Annotated in this window: 16 protein-coding genes; 5 read left to right on the forward strand and 11 right to left on the reverse strand. The window is 57.9% G+C overall.

Translation table 11 applies throughout. The features are described 5' to 3' along the window. Positions 1-105 precede the first annotated feature (105 nt). Complete coding sequence (locus M9920_02260) at positions 106-3099, forward strand: leucine-rich repeat domain-containing protein (GenBank protein ID MCO5051111.1); 2994 nt, start codon at positions 106-108, stop codon at positions 3097-3099. A 235-nt stretch (positions 3100-3334) separates the two neighbouring features. On the opposite strand, the gene M9920_02265 is transcribed toward M9920_02260, so the two are convergent. The 3 genes from M9920_02265 to M9920_02275 are packed head-to-tail and all read right to left on the reverse strand — an operon-like array spanning position 3335 to position 5329. Further along, positions 3335-3763, reverse strand: coding sequence for a biopolymer transporter ExbD (locus M9920_02265; GenBank protein MCO5051112.1), 429 nt, complete (start codon positions 3761-3763; stop codon positions 3335-3337). A 12-nt stretch (positions 3764-3775) separates the two neighbouring features. Next, the gene (locus tag M9920_02270; protein MCO5051113.1) at positions 3776-4360 is read right to left on the reverse strand and encodes a MotA/TolQ/ExbB proton channel family protein; all 585 of its coding nucleotides are present in this window, start codon (positions 4358-4360) and stop codon (positions 3776-3778) included. A gap of 33 nt (positions 4361-4393) precedes the next feature. Beyond that, on the reverse strand, positions 4394-5329 hold the full coding sequence (locus M9920_02275; GenBank protein ID MCO5051114.1) for a hypothetical protein: 936 nt from the start codon (positions 5327-5329) through the stop codon (positions 4394-4396). A 343-nt stretch (positions 5330-5672) separates the two neighbouring features. Between M9920_02275 and mutS the strand changes: the two genes are divergently transcribed. From mutS to M9920_02295, 4 genes are all read left to right on the forward strand, one after another. Beyond that, positions 5673-8405, forward strand: coding sequence for a DNA mismatch repair protein MutS (gene mutS, locus M9920_02280; GenBank protein MCO5051115.1), 2733 nt, complete (start codon positions 5673-5675; stop codon positions 8403-8405). Positions 8406-8555: 150 nt separating this feature from the next. Continuing rightward, the gene (locus tag M9920_02285; protein MCO5051116.1) at positions 8556-9173 is read left to right on the forward strand and encodes a methyltransferase domain-containing protein; all 618 of its coding nucleotides are present in this window, start codon (positions 8556-8558) and stop codon (positions 9171-9173) included. Positions 9174-9175: 2 nt separating this feature from the next. Further along, complete coding sequence (locus M9920_02290) at positions 9176-10048, forward strand: sugar phosphate isomerase/epimerase (protein MCO5051117.1); 873 nt, start codon at positions 9176-9178, stop codon at positions 10046-10048. A gap of 15 nt (positions 10049-10063) precedes the next feature. Continuing rightward, complete coding sequence (locus tag M9920_02295; protein ID MCO5051118.1) at positions 10064-10672, forward strand: trimeric intracellular cation channel family protein; 609 nt, start codon at positions 10064-10066, stop codon at positions 10670-10672. A gap of 540 nt (positions 10673-11212) precedes the next feature. Here the strand turns inward: M9920_02295 and M9920_02300 are convergent. The 8 genes from M9920_02300 to M9920_02335 all read right to left on the reverse strand — a co-directional run bounded on the left by M9920_02300 (position 11213) and on the right by M9920_02335 (position 17873). Beyond that, a complete protein-coding gene (locus M9920_02300) occupies positions 11213-11920 on the reverse strand; it encodes an ABC transporter ATP-binding protein (GenBank protein ID MCO5051119.1) in 708 nt (235 codons plus the stop codon). Beyond that, entirely contained in the window at positions 11913-12692 is a 780-nt protein-coding gene (locus M9920_02305) for an ABC transporter ATP-binding protein (GenBank protein ID MCO5051120.1), read from the reverse strand. Before M9920_02305 ends, M9920_02300 begins: the two co-directional genes overlap by 8 nt. 61 nt (positions 12693-12753) lie before the next feature. Then, positions 12754-13683 carry a branched-chain amino acid ABC transporter permease gene (locus M9920_02310; GenBank protein MCO5051121.1) on the reverse strand — a complete coding sequence of 310 codons (930 nt, stop codon included), beginning with the start codon at positions 13681-13683 and terminating at the stop codon, positions 12754-12756. Between the two features lie 93 nt (positions 13684-13776). Further along, the gene (locus M9920_02315; GenBank protein ID MCO5051122.1) at positions 13777-14688 is read right to left on the reverse strand and encodes a branched-chain amino acid ABC transporter permease; all 912 of its coding nucleotides are present in this window, start codon (positions 14686-14688) and stop codon (positions 13777-13779) included. Between the two features lie 33 nt (positions 14689-14721). Beyond that, positions 14722-15879, reverse strand: coding sequence for an ABC transporter substrate-binding protein (locus M9920_02320; GenBank protein ID MCO5051123.1), 1158 nt, complete (start codon positions 15877-15879; stop codon positions 14722-14724). A 108-nt stretch (positions 15880-15987) separates the two neighbouring features. Continuing rightward, complete coding sequence (locus M9920_02325) at positions 15988-16188, reverse strand: hypothetical protein (GenBank protein ID MCO5051124.1); 201 nt, start codon at positions 16186-16188, stop codon at positions 15988-15990. Positions 16189-16244: 56 nt separating this feature from the next. Next, positions 16245-16568 (reverse strand): DUF485 domain-containing protein, encoded by a 324-nt coding sequence (locus tag M9920_02330; GenBank protein ID MCO5051125.1) that lies wholly within the window; start codon positions 16566-16568, stop codon positions 16245-16247. A 354-nt stretch (positions 16569-16922) separates the two neighbouring features. Continuing rightward, on the reverse strand, positions 16923-17873 hold the full coding sequence (locus M9920_02335; protein MCO5051126.1) for a PEP-CTERM sorting domain-containing protein: 951 nt from the start codon (positions 17871-17873) through the stop codon (positions 16923-16925). Positions 17874-17902: the final 29 nt, after the last annotated feature.

The raw sequence follows: 17902 nt of genomic DNA on the forward strand, positions 1-17902 counted from the left end.
CGTCATCATCAGTATTATCCCGGCCTGAAAAGTTTTGACATTTTTCAACTTTTCCGTAATTAAAAGAACGAAGTCCTTTGCGCGTAGGTTAAGCTTAACAAACCAATGAAAACCTCAATCCCAACTATCTCCACGCTCCTGCTGTTCCTGGCTCTCGCGCCAATGACGCTGCCAGGGCAAAGCGAGGTGCTGACTTACACCAACGACAACGGCGTCATTACGATCACCGGCTACATCGGTACGCCGGTCAACCTCGTCATCCCTGCCACCATCAATGGTGATCCAGTGACGAGCATTGGCGATTCTGCGTTTTACCAGTGCTACGCTCTAAACAGCCTAGCAATTCCCGACGGCGTGACGAGCATTGGAAATTTTGCGTTTTACCAATGCGACGGCCTGACGAACGTGGTGATTCCCAACAGCGTGACGAACATTGGGGATCGTGCGTTTTACCAATGCCACGGGCTGAAGAGCGTGGGGCTTCCCGACGGCTTGACGAGCCTTGGGGATTTTGCGTTTTGGAACTGTACCGGCCTGAAGAGCGTGCTCATTCCCGACAGCGTGACGCATATTGGAAGTAATGCATTTGCCTCCGGCCAGCGCCTGGCGAATGTGGTGATCGGCAATAGCGTAACGAGCATTGGGGATCGTGCGTTTTCCAATTGCGCCGGCCTGACGAATATCACGGTGGCGGCGTTGAATCCGGCTTATAGCAGTATTGACGGGGTGTTGTTCAACAAAACGCAGACCTCCTTGGTTCAATTTCCCAGCGGGCGGAGCGGCAGTTATACCCTGCCCGACAGCGTGACAAGCCTTGAGGATGGTGCGTTTTACAACTGCGCTGGCCTGACGAACATCATCGTGACGGCGTTGAATCCGACTTATAGCAGTATTGACGGAGTGTTGTTCAACCAGGCGCAGACTTCCTTGATTCAATTTCCCTGCGGACGGGGTGGCAGTTATACCTTGCCCATCAGTGTGACGAACATCGGGAATTCTGCATTTTCGTGGTGCACCCTCCTGACGGACGTGATGATCCCCGATAGCGTGACGAACATTGGGGATTCCGCATTTTTGTGGTGTGCCCGTCTGACGGAGGTGACGATCCCCGATGGCGTGACGAGACTTGGAAATTCTGCGTTTTACTATTGTTCCAGCCTGACGAACGTGGTGATTCCGAACAGTGTGACGAAGATTGGGGATTGGGTGTTTGCCAACACCCCCCTGAAAGACGTGGTGATTCCTGACAGCGTGACGAGCATTGGAGATCGTACGTTTTACTATTGTTCCAGCCTGACGAACGCGATGATTCCGAACAGTGTGACGAACATTGGAAATTATGCGTTTTCCGGCTGCTCCAGCCTAACGGACGTGGTGATTCCCGACAGTGTGACGAGCCTTGGGGATAATGCATTTTTCGTCTGCGCCAGTCTGACGAATATCACGGTGGCGGCGTTGAACCCGGCTTATAGCAGCATTGACGGCGCATTGTTCAACAAGGCGCAGACCTCTTTGATTCAATTTCCCGACGGGCGGGGCGGCAGTTATACCTTGCCCAACAGTGTGACGAATATCGAGGATTATGCGTTTTACCGCTGCACCAGTCTGACGAACTTAGTGATTCCCAGCAGTGTGACGAGTCTCGGCGATTATGTGTTTTACTATTGCTCCGGCCTGACAAGTGTGACGATTCCCGACGGCGTGACGCGCCTCGGGGATTATGCGTTTTACCGCTGCACCAGTCTGACGAACGTGGTAATTCCCGACAGTGTCACCAACCTTGGGGATTATGCGTTTTACTATTGTTCGAACCTGACGAGTGTGGCGATTCCCGACGGCGTGACGAGTCTTGGGGATTATACGTTCTACAACTGCCTCAACCTGACGAACGTGGCGATTCCCGACAGTGTGACGAGTCTTGGAGATTATGCGTTTTACAACTGCTCCCGTCTGACGAGTGTGACGATTCCCGACAATGTCACGAGCCTTGGGATTTATGCCTTCTACAACTGCTCCCGCCTGACAAGTGCGGCGATTCCGGACGGCGTGACGCGCCTTGGAGATTACGCATTCTACAACTGCACCGGCCTGACGAACGTGCTGATTCCCGGCAGTGTAACGCGCCTTGGGGATTATGCTTTTGCCAACTGCGGCAGCCTGACGAGTGTGACGATCTCCGACGGCGTGGCGGGCATTGGGGATTACGCGCTTTACAACTGCACCGGTCTGACGAACGTAGTGATTCCCAACAGTGTGACAAGCCTTGGGAATTATGCGTTTTACGGCTGCACCAGTCTGGCGGACCTGGTGATTCCCGGCAGTGTGACGCGCCTTGGAAATTATGCGTTTGCCTACTGCCCCCGTCTGAGGAGTGTGGTGATTCCCGACGGCGTAACGAGCATTGGGATTTATGCGTTTGACCACTGCATCGGCCTGACGAATGTGGTGATTCCCAATAGCGTAACGATCATTGGAGACTCTGCGTTTCAGAGCTGCTCTAGCCTGAGGAGCGTAGTGATTCCCAACAGCGTGACGAGCGTCGGGGATTGGGCGTTTTATAGCTGCTTCAACCTGACGAATGTGGTGATTCCCAACAGCGTGACGAACCTTGGAGCTCGTGCGTTTTATTACTGCGGTAACTTGGCGAGGGTGACGATTGGTGGCGGCATGGCGAGCCTTGGGGATTTAGCGTTTGCCAGCTGCACCCGCCTGACGAACATCACCTTTCTGGGAAACGCGCCAGCATTGGGCAATGGCGTGTTCGGTGGTGTCCCCGGCAAAGTTTATTATTATTACGGCACGAGCGGTTGGGGCGCGACCTATGGCGGCCGCCCCACGGTCATGCTCAACGCACCCCCGCCACAAATCAGCGCGGCCAACGTTGGCCTGCAAGCCGACGATTTCGGCTTCACCGTCACGGACAGCATCAATCATTTCTTTGTGATCGAGGCCAGCGCCGATCTGGTCAACTGGCAGCCCCTCTCGACCAATATCCTGTCCAACCCCGCCACCAGTTTCACTTTCGCCGATCCGCACTGGACAAATTACCCGCAACGCTTCTATCGCGTCGGCGCGCAGATCAATCCACCTCCGCCTTAACCCTTCCGGTCACCACCGTTGCCGGCGCGCCCGGCAACCGAACGAACTTTATGGTCACGGTGCCGGCGGAAACGCCGTCGCTGGCAATCAGCATCTGCGGCGGCAGCGGCGATTCCCAAGTGGCGGCGGATCATCGCCGCCCAAGCCCGAGGTTTATGCGAATACCGGTCCGAATCAATGGCCGTCGTCCGTTTGGTATCGGCTCTCGGCTTGAGGGGGTGACCGTGACGGCGTCTTACTTGGGAACGCTCTTGGTGTAGGCGCTGACGAATTTGATTTTCGCGTCCTTGGCGGCGTCCATCACTTTCACGATCTGCCCAAACGGCGCGTCCTTGTCCGCGTTGATGGCCAATTTCAAATCCGGATTTTTCAAAACCCGCGTGATCAGTTCGCCGCGCAAATTCTCCATCGTCACCGGCAGCGCATCCGCAGTGGCCCCGAGCTGCAGACTGCCATTTGCCTTAATACTCACCACCAACGGCTGCGCTTCGTGCGCGTCCGCCTTTTCGCCCTGCGTAGATTCGGGCAACGCCAGTTTCATCGCGCTCTGTTGGCGGAAGGTCGTGGTGGTCATCAGAAAAATGAGCAGCACGATCAACACGTCAATCAGCGCCACGATGATGATGGCGGGCGGCGAATTGCGTTTGCGGGGGTAGAAGCGCATGGTGGCGGCGGATCAATTCCGATACAAACGGTGCAACAGCTCGTCGCACAAGGTTTCCATCTCGACGGCAAGCATTTCGACTTTTTTGGAATAATAACTCCACGCGACCAGGGCGGGAATCGCGATCAACAAACCGATCAGCGTCGCCTTCAAAATCATGCTGATGCCGTGCGCCAGTTTGGCGGCGTCGTTCAAGCCGGACAGGCCCACGTCCTCGAAGGTATCCATCATGCCGACAATGGTGCCGACCAATCCGAGCAGCGGCGCGATGCCGACAATGATTTCCAAAATCACCAAGCCGCGTTCCAGTTTGACGATTTCATGGCGGGCGCGCGTCTGCAACGCGGCCTCGTTTTCCTCGCGCGGCCAGTCAAGTTGCTGCGTCAACACCAGCAGCAGCCGTCCGAGCGACGACGGATTCTTTTCACAGGCGTGCCGTAACCGGGGCGTCTCGGCGCGCGACTGGCAGTTCGCCACCGCGCTTTCGATCTCGGGCGGCACGACTTTTTTCCAGCGCAAGGCCAGACCGCGTTCCACAATAAACGTCAGCCCGACCACCGAGGTGATGAGCAGCAAAACGTAAACGATCGTTTCCATGTGTTTCCAATGTATTGATTGCCGGGCTTGTCGTCAGTTGTAATAAAAAGTGAAGGTGATGCGGCGGGAATCCTCGCCCACCGCCAGGCGCATCTCGCGCGTCCATTCGCCGAAGGGAGCCGGATCGCGGATCGCCTTCACGCACATCAGCGAGAGCGTCTCGGTCACGGTGTTTTCCAACACTTGCAGGTTGCTGATTTCGCCTTTGTAATTCAGGGTGAACTGCACCACCACCTTGCCCGATTGGTAGCCTTCGTAACTTAAATTATCCAGCAGGTCGTACCAACGCGTGGAAACCGCGTCAATAAACATCCGGTCGTACGCGCCGAAGCCGGTGGCCTTCACGTTATAGGAAGCGTTCGGGCGTTGCACCGCTCCGCCCTCCTGTCGCGAGCGCGGTCCGGGCGCCATTTGCTTTTGCAACATCGCTTCTCGGATGGTGCGGGGGCGCTGCCGCTCCGCCGGCGGCCGCAAATCCGCCTTGGCAATGGTCATCGTGCCGGGTTTGATCACCGGCTTGACCTCCTGCGGCGGCGGCGGATCGGGCATCAATTGATCGAACTGGTTCGGTCGCCCGGCGGTTTCCAGTTTCTGCAGTTCGTTCGGCGCCCCGGCGACCTTGGGTTCGTTCAATTGCAGGTCGGGGGTCGGATTCGCCGCGATGGCGTTCCGATCCGAATAATGTTTCGCTTCCTTGGGCGGCTCGGGAACGGATTGATCCTCGTACACGTCCATGAACATCATCGGCTCACGGTTCGGGGGCGGGACTGCTTCGGACGCGGGCGGTGAAGCGGGTTGCAACCAACGCGGCAGATGCAGTCTGGACGACAATTCAAGTTTTTGCGTTACGGCATACGCGCCCCAGAGGAACAGGTGGGCGGCCACGGAAATCGCCAGAGCGACACCAAGTTTGGTGAACTCCAGCCGCCCGACCCGCAGGGTCACTCTGTCCGTGTGGTCAACCACCATGAGAAATCAGATTGCCGCAGGCCGCGTGCCGGAGCAATAGTTTAGCTCGCTCCCCATCCGCCGCGATCCGCTCCGGGAATCGCGCGCTTTCAGGGCTGGTCATGCACTTTTCCCGAACCGAATGTCACCACCGTTGATTCCAAGCGGTGCCCCTGAAACGGAACCGCACCTTCGTCCCGACCGCGCGATGCAGTCGGGCACACGCGCGAACGCGGGGGCTCCCGGGAAAGAGTGTATTGACCAGTTCCAGCCTTCCATTTTCCGCGTCGCATCGGCAGTGAATCAAACGTCCGCACAAAATCCTTTCGACGTTCCCGTCATTGGTCATTAACTTTCTCGCTGCATGTCTGCCACCGCGCAACTCACCCCGATGATGGCGCAGTATCGCCGCATCAAAGGCGAACTGCCCCGGGACGCGTTGTTGCTGTTTCGGCTCGGTGATTTCTACGAGATGTTTTTTGAGGACGCCAAGACCGGCGCGCAGTTGCTGAATCTGGCGCTCACCTCCCGGCACGGCGTTCCCATGTGCGGCCTGCCCTATCATGCGGCCAACAATTACATCGGGCGGCTGCTCAAGGCGGGCCGTAAAGTCGCCATCTGCGAACAAACGGAAGAGCCTAAACCCGGCAAACTGGTGAACCGTCAGGTCACGCAAATCCTTTCGCCCGGCACGCATTTTGATGAACGCATGCTCACCGCCGAACGGAATAATTTTCTGGCCGCGGTGACGCAGCGCGGCGCGAACTTTGGCCTGGCGGTGATTGATCTGACCACCGGCGATTTCCTGACCACGGAACTGGAATCCGAAACCGCGCTGTTCGGCGAATTGGACCGGTTGCGCCCGGCGGAAATCGTGCATCCGCTGGAAGCCACGGCCCTGCGCGATCAACTCTGCGGAGCGACGCCTCGTCGCAATGAAGTGGCCGCGACGCCCCCGTCGCTCCCTCATTCCGGCGTCGAGGCGACGCCACCCCCCTTCGGCGATGGAGCGGCCTCGGCACGGCCCTGGACGGTCAGCGCTTACGACGATTGGACCTTCGCGCCAGAAACGGCGGAGTTCACCGTGCGCGATCATTTCAAGGTCGCCGCGCTGGACGGTTTCGGTCTGAAAAACCACCCGGCGGCCATCGGTGCGGCGGGGGGCGCGCTGCACTATCTGATCCATAACCTGCGGCGCGACGTGCGACATCTCACGCGGATTTCGTTCTATCAACGGGCGGATTATCTCGTGCTGGACCAGCTCACGCTGCGGCATCTGGAAATCCTCGAACCGCTGCAACGCGACGCCCCCAGCCAGTCCTGTCTTTACGGCGCGTTGAACAAAACCATCACCCCCATGGGCGCGCGCCGGCTTCGCAACTGGCTCTCGCAACCTCTGGCGACTGCGGCGTCCATCTGGCAGCGACAGGACACCGTCGCGCGGTTCATCGAAAACGCGCCGCACCTCGAGGTGTTCCGCGCGCAACTGGGCCACGTCCGCGATCTCGAACGCACCGTGGGCCGGCTCAGCACCGGCAGCGGCAACGCGCGCGATCTCGTGGTGTTGCGCCAGGCGCTGGAACAGATTCCAACGCTGAAACAAACACTCACGGCGTTTGCGGCGCGACGTGAAGACCGATTGAAACTTTCCGAGACGACAGCCAGCGGCACGGCCCCGGCGGGCTTGTTGGAACAACTGGCCACGCAGTTAAGCGAAGCTCCCGAGCTGGTCGAGTTGATCCGCCGCGCCATCGTGGATGAACCACCACTCGCGCTGAAAGAAGGCGGCATGATTCGGGATGGATTCAGCGCCGAGTTGGACGAACTGCGCCACGCCCAGCGCAGCGGCAAGGATTGGCTGGCCAAGCTGCAGCAGGACGAAAGCGAACGCACGGGCATCGCCTCGCTCAAGGTGCGATTCAATTCCGTTTTTGGTTATTTCATCGAGGTCACCAAATCCAATCTCGACAAAGTTCCGCCGCATTACCTCCGCAAGCAGACCATCGCCAACGGGGAACGTTTCATCACGCCGGAGTTGAAGGAGATGGAAGGCAAAATCCTCGGCGCCGAAGAACGCGGCGTGAAATTGGAATACGAACTGTTCCAACACCTGCGCGAGAGCGTGCTCCAGCAATTGGCCATGATTCAGCAAACAGCCGTCGCGTTGGCCCAACTGGACGTGCTCGCAGCCTTCGCGGAAATTGCGCGACTTCACGATTATTGCCGCCCTGAAATCAGCGACTGCGGTCGCCTGGAAATCACCGAAGGCCGTCATCCGGTGCTGGAGCAAAGCTGGATGGAAGAACGGTTCGTGCCAAACGACACGACCTTGACTTCGGCTGACGCGCCTGCGCCGGACGAAACTTCCGCCCGCGCGCCCGCGGCGCCGGCCCGCGAAAATCCAAGCCCGGAAATTCCACAGATCGCCCTGATCACCGGGCCTAACATGGCGGGTAAATCCACTTACATCCGGCAGGTGGCGCTGCTCACGCTGCTGGCGCACACGGGGAGTTTCATTCCCGCCAAAGCCGCGCGCATTGATCTGGTGGATCGCATTTTCACCCGCATCGGCGCCAACGACGACCTCGCGCGCGGCCAATCCACGTTCATGGTGGAAATGAGCGAGACGGCCAACATTCTCAACCACGCCACCTCGCGCAGCCTGGTCATTCTCGATGAGATTGGCCGCGGCACCAGCACCTTCGACGGCCTGTCGCTGGCCTGGAGCATCGTCGAGCATCTGCACAATCAAATCGGCGCCAAAACCCTCTTCGCCACGCATTACCACGAGTTGACGGAACTCGCGCAGCGGTTGCCACGTTTGAAAAATTTCAATGTCGCCGTGCGCGAGTGGCACGATGCGATTGTGTTCCTGCGCAAAATTGTCGCGGGCGGAACGGACAAGAGTTACGGCATCCAGGTCGCGCGACTGGCGGGCGTGCCCCGACCGGTGGTGGAACGCGCGAAAGAAATTCTCGCCAATCTCGAAGCCTCCGAACTGACTCCCGAAGGCAACGTGCGCCGCGCCCGCCGGGATCACGACCGCGATAAGCTCAAGCAGTTAACGCCCCCGCCCCAGTTGGATTTGTTCGGCTGACGCACCCCCAACGCGCAAACCTAAAAGTGAAAATCGGACTGACCGGCGGCCGGCGTGACGCGATCAGGCCGTTTTTTCATCCCTTATCTTTTCAAGAAAAGATGTTGGTTTGGCGACACGGCAGTTTTATGCTCCCGTCCGTTCGAACGAATGAAACTGGTGCCGGACTCTGCGTCCGAAATAATCGAGGTCAGCGGGCGAGCTTGGCGTTTTGTCGAAGCATTTGTGCGCGAGCCGTTGAAGGTTGGGGCCATCTGGCCCAGCTCCGGGCATTTGTCCCAGGCGATTGTTTCCGCCTGTCATTTTGACTCGAACGACACCGTGGTCGAACTGGGTCCGGGCACGGGCAGCTTCACCCAATTGTTACTGCAACGCCTTGGCGCCGAGGGTCGGCTCGTGGCGTTGGAGTTAAGCGAAACGAACGTGAAGGTCTTGCGGCGCCGCTTTCCGCGCAGTGAAATTATTTTTGACTCCGCCGAATACCTGCGCAAATACGTCCCGGCCCAAAGTGCGCGTTGCGTGGTCAGCGGTCTGGCGTGGAGCAACATGTCCCCATCCCATCAACAGCGCATCTTGGACGCGCTCTACGACGCGCTGGCGCCTGGCGGCGAATTCGTCGGCTTCGCCTACAGCGCGTTTCGCTACTATCCAACCACGGTCTGCTTCCGCCGCCTGCTCCGCAAACGGTTCGCCACCTTTGAAACCATCCCCACCATCTGGCGAAATTTGCCTCCCGCTTACGTGTATCGGTGCCGTAAACTGGGTTGAATATGAAACTGATGGGTATTGGCGATGAGGCGGGCGCGAGCCTGGTCACGCAACTTGAAGCCACGCAAGAACTGGGTTGGAAATTCATTGAATTGCGCACTGTGGAAGTCGCGGGGCATCCCAAGGCCAACTTGCACGATCTCTCGGACACCGCGTTCGAGGCGGCGGTGCAATTGATCGAGCCGTCCGGCATTCAGGTGTACTGCTTCGGTTCCACCGTGATGAACTGGGCAAAGCAATTGGCGGATCCATTCGACCTCACCCTCGCCGAAGTGCAACGCTGCATCCCGCGCATGAAACGCCTGGGCGCCAAGTTCGTTCGCATCATGAGCTTCAAACCGGCGGATACGGATTATCGCATTCCGACCGAGGCCTTGCGTCGGGTTAAAGACGTGACGAACCGCTTCCTGGATGCGGGCCTGCAACCGGTGCATGAAAACTGCATGAACTACGGCGGCATGAGCTGGCAGCACACGCTCGAATTGCTCGACCAATGCCCCGGACTGAAACTCGTCTTCGACACCGCCAACCCGGTGTTCAATCCCGATCGCAGCCGCCCGCGACCCTGGCCGCGCCAGGACGCCTGGGAATTTTGGACCCACGTCCGCGATCACGTCGTTCACATCCACATCAAGGATGCGAGCTACGATCCCGGAACCCACACCGAAACCTACCATTGGCCGGGGGCAGGCCAGGGTTACGTCCGGGAAATTTTGGCGGACGCCAAACAACGCGGTTACACTGGCGGTCTGAGCATCGAACCGCACATGGTCACGGTGTTTCACGATCCGCAAGCCGCCGCGAACGTGCCCGCAGATGCCGCGCGAAAAAACTTCGTCGCGTATGGGCAACGTCTGCAAGCGCTGCGACCCTGACTCCCTCGCGTCAACATGACCATTCCGTTGTTGCAGACTCACTTTGCCGTCGCGGTCAGCGCGCTTTCCGGAGTGCTGGCCGCCAGCGGAAAACGGGTGGACCTGTTCGGCGTGCTCGTGCTGGGTCTGGTGACGGCACTGGGCGGCGGCACGATTCGCGATTTGATTTTAGACCGTCCGGTATTCTGGCTTTCCGGCACGGAATACGTGCTCAACGCGGCCGGCACTTCCACCCTGGCCTTCTTCGTGATCCGCTTCGCCAATGTTCCTCAACTGGGATTGGTCGTGGCCGACGCATTCGGCCTGGCGCTCTTCACCATTCTGGGCGCGGCAATTGCCCTGCAAGCCGGGACCGGCGCCACCAACGCGGTTGTCCTGGGCGTCATTACCGGTGTTGCCGGTGGAATTTTGCGGGATGTGCTGGTGGGCGAAATTCCGCTCGTGATGCGCACCGGCATCTACCTCTACGCCACCGCTTCCGTCGTCGGCGCGACGGCGTACGTCATCTTGGAAGCTTACCACAGCGGCAACCATTTGAATCGCGCCATCGGCATCGGCACCACACTGGCCATCCGCCTGCTTTCCATTCGCTGGAAAGTGTCACTGCCCGAATTCCCCAAATAAATTGCCAGCGCACCTTGGCAGACCGGCAACAACCGATCGTGGCAGTTGCCTTCTCACCATCAGCGGAAACATTGGCGTTACTTCGGAATACGACTGCCTCCAGTCGCAGCAATTGTCGAATTGCCAGATAATCTCGATGGAAAGGCAAGGCAATGATTGGCAGAGGAAGTGGGCATTGAGGGGACACCGCCGTCCTCGGCGGTCGTCGTTCGCGGCGCGCGGACGACATGCTGGCTAAAGTTAAAGGCCACCGAGGCTCAGAGGCTCAGAGGGGAGGACGAATTACGAGGGATGATTGTTGCTGAATCTTGGTGCGAAGCAGTTGGAGTTCAAACGCGGGACGCAAACCTATCGTCCCCCGCCGCCAATCAAAAATTTGGTCCGGTAAATCCGGTTCATCCGGTCAAAATCAGGCCCGCCCTACCAATGCGTTCGTATCACCGTTGTGCCGGGAGGGACGACTTCCATGTCGTCCCCAACTCATCAGGGACGCGGTGGAACACGTCCCCTCCCAAGGATATAAAACCGGATTGCGTTCGCCTACCCGCCCAGATACGCGCTGCGGACCTGCGGATCCGCGCGCAGCGTGGCGGAATCGGCTTGCAGAATAATTTTCCCGGTTTCCAGCACGTAACCGTAGTGAGAAATTTCCAGCGCCAGATTGGCGTTTTGTTCGACCAGCAGAATGGTCAAACCGTGCTCCCGGTTGATCTCGACGATTTTCTCGAAAATGGTTTTCACCAACAGCGGCGCAATGCCCAGCGACGGTTCATCCATCATCAAAAACCGGGGTTTGCTCATCAGCGCGCGCCCAATCGCCAGCATTTGTTGCTCGCCGCCGGACAACGTGCCGGCCGCCTGTTTCAACCGCTCCTCCAGCCGTGGAAAAATTTTGAAAACCTGTTCCAGATCCTGTCGGATGCCGATTTTGTCGCGGCGCAAATAGGCTCCCAAAAGCAAATTTTCGTGAACCGTCAGGTTGGCGAACACCATCCGCCCTTCCGGCACATGCGACAAGCCAAGCTTCACGATCTGGTGCGCGGGCAAACCGGCAATGTTTTTGCCTTGGAACAAAATCTCGCCCCGCCACGGCTTTACCAATCCGGAAATGGCGCGCAGCGTGGTGCTCTTTCCCGCACCGTTCGCGCCGATCAACGTCACAATGCGTCCGGTCTCAACCGAAAGTGAAATGTCATGCAACGCCTGGATCGCGCCGTAGCTCACATCGAGATTTTTGATCTCAAGCATGTTTGACGGCCTCCTCACCCAAATAGGCTTCGACGACACGCGCGTTGGCGCGTACCTCGGCGGGCGTGCCTTCGGCGATTTTCACGCCGTAATCCAGCACCACAATACGCTCGCAAATGCCCATCACCACCCGCATGTCGTGTTCGACCAGCAAAACCGCGATTTGAAATTTCTCCTTGATGAAGCGGATCAGTTCGGTCAGCTCGGATTTTTCAGTCGGGTTCATACCTGCCGCCGGTTCATCCAGTAGGAGCAAGCGGGGTTGCGTGGCCAGGGCGCGGACAATTTCCAGACGCCGCTGGTCGCCGTAAGGCAGACCGCGCGCCGGTTCATGGCGCAACTGGTCCAGATGAAAAATCGCCAGCAACTCCATCACCTGCTGTTCCACGTCTGCTTCGGCGCGACGAAATTTACCGCCGCGAATCAGTGCGTCGCGAATACCGTGCGCGCGATGCACCTGGACGGCAGTGCGCACGTTATCGAACACCGTCATGCTGGCGAAAAGGCGGATGTTCTGAAACGTTCGCGCAATCCCGCGCCGCACGAGCTGGTGCGGTTTCAATTTCGCCGTGGGCCGGCCATCGAAATGAATCGCCCCACTGGTGGGTTGATAGACTCCGGTAATGAGGTTGAACAAGGTCGTCTTCCCCGCGCCGTTGGGGCCGATCAAGCCGACCAGTTCCCGCGGCCCCACGTGCAAATCCACCTCCGACACGGCCGTCAAGCCACCGAAGCGGATGGTGACTTGATTGAGTTGAAGGAGCTGGGACATGAATTAAAAGCGCGACGTTAAACGGGTTTAGGGGCGGCGACTGAATTGGCGTTGGAATTTCTCATTTGGAATTTCTTACTTTGAACCCAAAAGTGAACAACCCTTGCGGCCGGGTGATCATGATGATGATGATGAGCAGCGCATAGAGAATCATCCGGTAATCAGAAAATTCGCGCAGATACTCGGGCAACAAGGTCAGCAAAATCGCGGCGATGATCACGCCAACGGTGCGCCCCATCCCGCCTAAAATCACCATGACCACGATGTCAATGGACTTCATGAAATCGAAGCCGGTGGGGGACAGAAACGATTTGTGATGCGCATAGAGTCCGCCCGCGATCCCGGCAAAAAACGCGCCGATGACGAAGGCGGTCACTTTGTAGCGGACGGGATTGACGCCGCTGGCGCTGGCGGCAATTTCGTCGTCGTTCACGGCAATGAAACCGCGACCGTAGGTTGAGTTGACCAGACACGTAACCACAAAAACACAGATGGCCGCGCTGCCCCACGCCCAGCCAAAATTGGTCCAGTTCGGAATGCCGGTCAGTCCGGTGGCCGCGCCGAAGGTTTCGGAGGTTTGGAAAATAACGCGGATGATTTCACCAAAACCCAGCGTGACGATGGCAAGGTAATCGCCATACAACCGCAACGTCGGCACCCCCACCGCCAGTCCGGTCAGCGCCGCAACCGAACCGCCCAAGAGTAATCCCGCCCCGAAGATCAATGGCTGCGCCCAAGGCGGCAGGGCTGGCGACAACATTAAACTGAACTTGGCCGCGATGTATCCGCCCACGGCCATGAAACCCGCGTGGCCCAGACTGAACTGGCCGGTGTGTCCGTTGATCAAATTCAAACTGACCGCCAGGATGATGTTGATGCCCACATCAATCGTCACCCCGAGGTAATAGCGATTAAAGTAAGCCGAGAAAAAAGAAACCACCACGGCGGCCAGCAGCGCGAGTAGCAGATATCTTTTCGCGCCTGATTTCATGCCGTCGCCGTTATGCTGCCCCACCACTGAACTGTGCGACCGAGCCTCGTCTCATTACGCACGCGGTGAAATGTTGGATTGGGTCGCATCGCCTTACACTTTTTCCACCTGCGGTTTGCTGAGCAGTCCGGTGGGGCGGAAGATCAGCACCACGATCAAAATGGTGAACGCGATGCCGTCGCGGTAATTGGATAACCCCGGAATCCCGCCCGCAAACGTTTCGATCACGCCAATCAAAATGCCGCCCAACGCGGCTCCCGGCAGATTGCCGATCCCGCCCACCACGGCGGCCACGAACGCTTTCAATCCGGTCTGCACACCCATGAGCGGATCAATGCTTGAATAGCTCATGGCAAATAAAATTCCGCCCGCCGCCGCCAACGCCGAGCCCAATCCGAACGTGAACGAAATGATGGAGTTGATGTTGACGCCCATCAGCGCCGCGGCTTGTTCGTTGAAGGAAACCGCCCGCATGGCCGTGCCCATGCGCGTTTTTTGCACGATGAAACGAAGCATGATCAGCAATAAGATCGTGGTGACAAACACAATGACCTGCGTGGAGCTGATGACGAGTTGATCCACGTTCCAGGTCGTCACCGGAATCAAGTCGGGAAACTTGCGCGGCGCGGCGCCGAACACCAATCGGTGCTGGCAGGTGTATTCGATGAACAGCGACACGCCGATGGCCGTGATGAGCACGGTCAATTTGGGACGATTGCGCAGCGGGCGGTACGCCAGCATTTCAATCAAGATTCCGAGTCCGGCGCAAATAGCCATGGCCAGCAGCAGCACCACGATGCCGCCGAGATAGGATTGCGGCGGAAAGAAACGTTGGACCACCGGCGTGAGAAACAAACCCGCAAACGCGCCCAGCATGAACACATCGCCGTGGGCGAAATTAATGAACCGCAGAATGCCGTACACCATCGTGTAGCCCAGCGCAATGAGGGCGTAAATGGCGCCCAACGCCAGACCATTGATGAGTTGCTGGAGAAATTCCGTCATTTCGCGTCGGTCAAAGTCCGGCGCAAGAATGGCTTACGGCTCAATCGTTTCCAAGTATTTGTATTTGCCGTCCTGGATGGTCAGAATCACGGCGGACTTCGAGGCGTCGCGTTGCGCGTTGATGGTGATGGTGCCGGTCACCGCCTTGAAATCCCTGGTGGCGGCGAGCGCGTCCCGCACTTTGGCGCCATCCGTCGAACCGGCCCGCTTGATGGCGTCCACCAGAACCAGCGCCGAATCATAACCACACGCCGCCAGCGCATCGGGCCGCTTGCCCTTCCAGCGCTGCTGATAATTCGCCACGAACGCCTTGCTCATTTCGCTCCCCACCTCGGCGCTGTAATGCGTGGAAAAATAATCGCCCTCCACGGCTTCCTTGCCGATCTCGGTGAGTTTTTCCGATTCCCAACCGTCGCCGCCCAGCAGCGGCACGTTCAACCCGAGTTGCTTGGCCTGAATGGCAATCAGCGCCGCGTCCGTGTAATAGCCCGGCACAAAAACCGCCTCGGGATTGGCCGCTTTGATCGCCGTCAATTGCCCTTTGAAATCCTTGTCGCCACCGTTGAAATCCAGTTCCGCCACGACCTGTCCGCCGTTCTTGAGGAATTGATCCTTGAAAAATTTTGCCAGCCCCTTGCTGTAATCGCTCTTCACGTCGGTGAAAATGGCCACGCGCGTCGCGTGCAACGTCCGCGTGGCGAAGTTGGCCATCACCGTGCCTTGGAACGGATCAATGAAACACACGCGGAAAATGTAATCGCCCACCTCCGTCACCTTGGGATTGGTGGAGGAAGGCGAGACCATCGGAATTTTGTTCTGCTGGCAAATGGGCGCGGCTTCCAGCGAACGACTCGATGCGACCTCGCCCAAAACACCAACCACGCCATCGCGCGAAATCAGCTTGTTGACCACCGTCGCCGGCTCCCCCGCCTTGGATTGTGTGTCCTCGGTCAACAATTCGATTTGCTTGCCCAGCACGCCGCCCGCCGCGTTGATTTCCTCGATGGCCAGCACGGTGCCTTCGTGCGACGACTGACCAAACGTCGCCTCTTTGCCCGTCAGGGACGCGAACTCGCCAATTTTGATCACATCCCCTTTGCCACCGCCGGACGGATTACAACCGGTGATCAAAAATAGCAACACCGGCGTCAAGGCCAGCGACCCCAGCCACAGATTCAAAGCTCGTTTCATATTAAATTTTCTGGTTGGCAGCAGCTTTTGCGCAGCGCTACTCCCGTCGGGACGACCTGCTCACCTTAGATAAAACGCGCGGCCCATTCAACTCTCAATGCACACCCGTCAACGCCCGCAACCCGTCTGGCCAAAATTTTGGAGAGCCAACCCCGAAATCGCGCTGGCGTTCCAACCCACGCTGACGCTGCGACCCGCCACGAAGAAATCACTGGCGGTGCGGGCTTGCTTCGCCGCCCAGAAACCCATCCCAATCGTTACGACGACCGTGATGGCGCTGAAGGCGAGGATGTAATAGTCAATGTTCATGATGGTTTTGCCACAGAGTCACAGAGGTGCAGAGTATAAAAGCCAAAGCGAATTCTTCATCTCCGTGGCTCAGTGTCTCTGTGGCTGACTTCTTTCACTTCCTCCTCCTCCAACGCAATTGAGCGGCGGATGAAATAAAACGAAATGATCCACACGGCGGGAAAGAAACCGATGCCCAACAAAAACCAGCTCAAGGTAAAACCCAGGATGCGGGTGGCCATCAATTCCGGCGCCAGATAATTCGCCAGCGGCATTCCCAACACGACCAGCAGGAACGCGAGGGCGCAGGTGATGGAGAGTTTGAGTTGTTTGCGCATCAGCGAACGCAAAAATGCTTCGCCATGCACTTCGGATGTTTTTTCCGGAACCTGGGTTTGCATGAGCCGGAAAGGTTTTAACGAAGCCGCACTTCAATTCCGAGCGGTACTCTTCGCTTGATTGAAAAAGAAATGGTTCAATCGCGTTCCTCGACGCCCTGGGGAGAAGTGCTTATCATGCCGTCATGAGCAGACCGCGGCCTGAAGCACCTCAGCTGCACGCGACGCACGTCGCGCATAAGAATCAGATGAATCCGCGACGTCACCACCGCATTTCAATGGGTGACACGGGGAGACAGCCATTTCAGCCTCCAACGGCTTCCAGCGCAAACGCCAGCACGGAGGCGGGGGATTTACCGGATGAATGTGGTGCTCGCTCGATCCGCCGATCCAGTTCCGCCGGCAAAGCCTTAAATTTCACCGAACACAATGGTCCCGGCGGCGCAAGAGGAGTCCCAAACCGCCCAACGCCAACAGTGCCAGCGAACCAGGTTCAGGAATAGGATTTGCACCTCCGAAAATCATATCGGGAAGTGTGAGTCCGACGAACCGCTCATCACTTGCGTACAGGAAAGTGATATTGAGAGGATCATTAGCACTACCAGTCAGGTTGGCGCCAAACCAATCACCCGCCGTGGAGCCGGTAGAGTCCCCAATGCGCCCCACATAAAATGCTCCCGCTGTAGTGGGCGGCGCCCCCGGAACGTCAATGATGTTACCATAAGTGCTTTGCCCCAGATAATTACCGTCAGGAAACGCGGCACGGAAGGTAATGGCGCCATAGGACCAATCGCCAGCAGCAGCACTAGCCCCATCCATGATCCCAATGGAATCCACCACAACCCAGTCAGCGGGCAAATCCAGAAGCCCATCGTTATCCGTGTCAAGATCGGTGGTGAGTGTGGGAGCGCTGCCGCTACCAATGTTGATCAACATGATGGTGCTGGCCGAATTTTCCCAATCCACCTGGGTGCCGTCGCCGCTGTGCCCCACGGTACTCGCGCCGGTCAAACCCCAGCCCTGTCCCGCCGTGTTTTGCAACACAGTCGCTCCCGGTGCAGTGGAGGTGTACTGACTGTTATTCTGCCGTGCAAAAAGAAACCCGTTGTCACCCAGTGAAAACGAGCCCAAGTCAAAAAACTGATTGATGTCTCCAGCCGCCGCCCCCTGTCCTTCGAGACTCAGCAGATAATAACCGGCCAAGGACATGTTCGGCGTTCCACGTAATTCGAAGTACTCGTTTCCGGTAGTGGCGCTGCTGTCGGACCCGTTAGGATTCGTCAATACTTCGTTGATCCAAACTTGCTGTGCGCTGGCGAAATTTACAACCAGTGACAGAGTGGCGATGGAACTAAGAATTCGTTTCATAGGTTTCTGCTTTCTGTTGCGAACTCTTC

The sequence above is a fragment of the Verrucomicrobiia bacterium genome, from assembly GCA_023953615.1.
In the GTDB taxonomy this organism is placed as follows: Bacteria; Verrucomicrobiota; Verrucomicrobiia; order Limisphaerales; family JADLHS01; genus JADLHS01.